The organism is Stenotrophomonas sp. 3diitr2024 (assembly GCF_042136455.1).
In the GTDB taxonomy this organism is placed as follows: domain Bacteria; phylum Pseudomonadota; class Gammaproteobacteria; order Xanthomonadales; family Xanthomonadaceae; genus Stenotrophomonas; species Stenotrophomonas sepilia.
Genome location: NZ_JBHHMJ010000694.1, coordinates 1 through 1904, shown reverse-complemented (window position 1 = coordinate 1904; position 1904 = coordinate 1). Strand labels below are relative to the sequence as shown.

2 protein-coding genes are annotated in these 1904 nt (G+C 61.8%); one reads left to right on the top strand and one right to left on the bottom strand.

The features are described from left to right. On the bottom strand, positions 1–515 hold a 515-nt coding region (locus ABGA94_RS17860), incomplete at its 3' end, for a tRNA-guanine transglycosylase (RefSeq protein WP_375367867.1). Positions 516–681: 166 nt separating this feature from the next. Between ABGA94_RS17860 and ABGA94_RS17855 the strand changes: the two genes are divergently transcribed. Further along, positions 682–1755, top strand: coding sequence for a DUF3396 domain-containing protein (locus tag ABGA94_RS17855; RefSeq protein ID WP_262221503.1), 1074 nt, complete (start codon positions 682–684; stop codon positions 1753–1755). Positions 1756–1904 lie beyond the last annotated feature (149 nt).

The following is a 1904-nucleotide window of genomic DNA, read 5'->3' as shown; positions in this document are numbered from 1 at the left end:
CTGCGCTGGGCCCAGCGCAGGCTCAGCTCCATGGAACGGCGGGCAACGTCTTCGGTGGCCGGGTACGGGGTGCACTCGTCGAAGATCATCACGATGTCCGAATCGAGCACCTTCTGGATCTTCATGCTCTCCTCGGGACCGAGGAACACCCGGGCGCCGTCGGTGGGCGAGGCAAAGGTCACGCCCTGCTCGGTGATCTTGCGTCGATGGGCCAGCGAGAACACCTGGAAACCACCGGAGTCGGTCAGGATCGGGCCATCCCAGCGGCAGAAGCCGTGCAGCCCGCCGTGGTCGGCGATGATGTCCAGGCCGGGGCGCAGGTACAGGTGGAAGGTGTTGCCGAGGATGATCTCGGCGCCCAGCGCCCGCACCTGGTCCGGCAGGATGCCCTTGACCGAGCCATAGGTCCCCACCGGCATGAAGGCCGGCGTTTCCACCGTGCCACGCGGGAAGGTCAGGCGGCCACGGCGGGCACGGCCATCGCGGGTCTGGAGCTGGAACTGCAATCGGGACATGGAGCGGTCGTTCAGGCAAATAGTCGCCCATTGTCTCCCAAAACCGGGGCGGCCGCCCATTCAGGCCTGAACAGGCTCCATCTGACACTTTACCTGTCGCAATTGGCCTTGGCGGCGGAACGTCTTCCTCCTAGGGTGACCAGCCCCACATGCTGGCACTCCACTCATGCCCACCCTGCGCGACCTTCCTCTGGAAACTGAATGGTTTCCGGACGCACAGGAGTCGCTGGAGTTTCCAGGCGACCTGCTTCTTCCGAGCGGCCCAGCGAACTACGTAGGCGCAGTGATGTGTCTACGCCTGACGCTGTACTTCAAGGACGCACATCTGGCCGGCACGAGAGAAAACCTGTGCCTTTGCTTCGACGCGTTCCGCGAGCACGCGGGAGGCGAATTGTCATGGCTCTGGCGCGAGAAACCAACGGATGGACGATCCCGGCAGCGCGTCAAGGACAGCAAAGCTCTGCGAGAAATGATCGAGCCCATGTTGGAAGACGACCATCTCAGCTTCTGCTACACCAGCGGTCCCAATGCTGAAGACGCCGGAGCCTGGCAGTTCCGTGTTTACGGCAAGCGCGGCTGGCAATCCCGAATGGGCAACGACATGAGTGTCCTTGAACTGTCGGTCCCGACTGGCCATTTCTCAGGAAAGGAATGCCAGTTCATTAAACTGGCGATCAAATGTGCACACTGGTTGAGGGCCGCACATGGGCATGCCGGCTACGCATTGAATCTGAGCGCAGTACGCCGAGAGCGCAATGAGCCCATTGAAGCAGTGCTGGCCCAGCGCCTTCCCGGCCTGGATGTGGGGGACGCCGCGCTCCTGGCGAACCGGGCGGAACTCAAGCATCTCAAGATCAAGACGGTGAGCTGGTTGACCCTACTGGATGACGCCCGGCTGGCAGCGGCTGGAGGGCTTGATCAGCTCCGCAGCGCTCTCCCCGAGCAGTATTTCAGGCTCCAAGGGTATGGCGGCGGCGTCTTGATCCAGGCTGGAGCGCGACCCCTCGCCTACGCTGATGCAGAAGATCCTCGCGCCCCTGAATATGTACTGCTCGACCATCAACTCCGGGGTCTGCGACCTGCGTCGGTCGGCAATCTCCATTCCAACCCAAAGTCCACAGAACCGAGGCTGATCGGCCGGATCGCCGATCAGTGGATGCGTCGATTTGAAGTCGATCCTTCAGAGATCTCGATTCACGAAGCAAGGCTTGCGCAGCAGCATCCATGCACAATCGAATGAGCCAAGGCGAGCAAATGAACAAAATCCCTGGTGGAAAAATTGAGCAGAAAGCCGATCGAATCGCCCCGGCTACCAGCCCCGTAGCCGGACACGCATGGCGTGGATTCCACCTTCAGGCACAAGCGGTGCGCACCAACGGTGCGCACCCA

Excerpts from the sequence above, each read along its gene's own strand:
- ABGA94_RS17855 (WP_262221503.1), top strand. The coding sequence starts at position 682 with ATGCCCACCCTGCGCGACCTTCCTCTGGAAACTGAATGGTTTCCGGAC.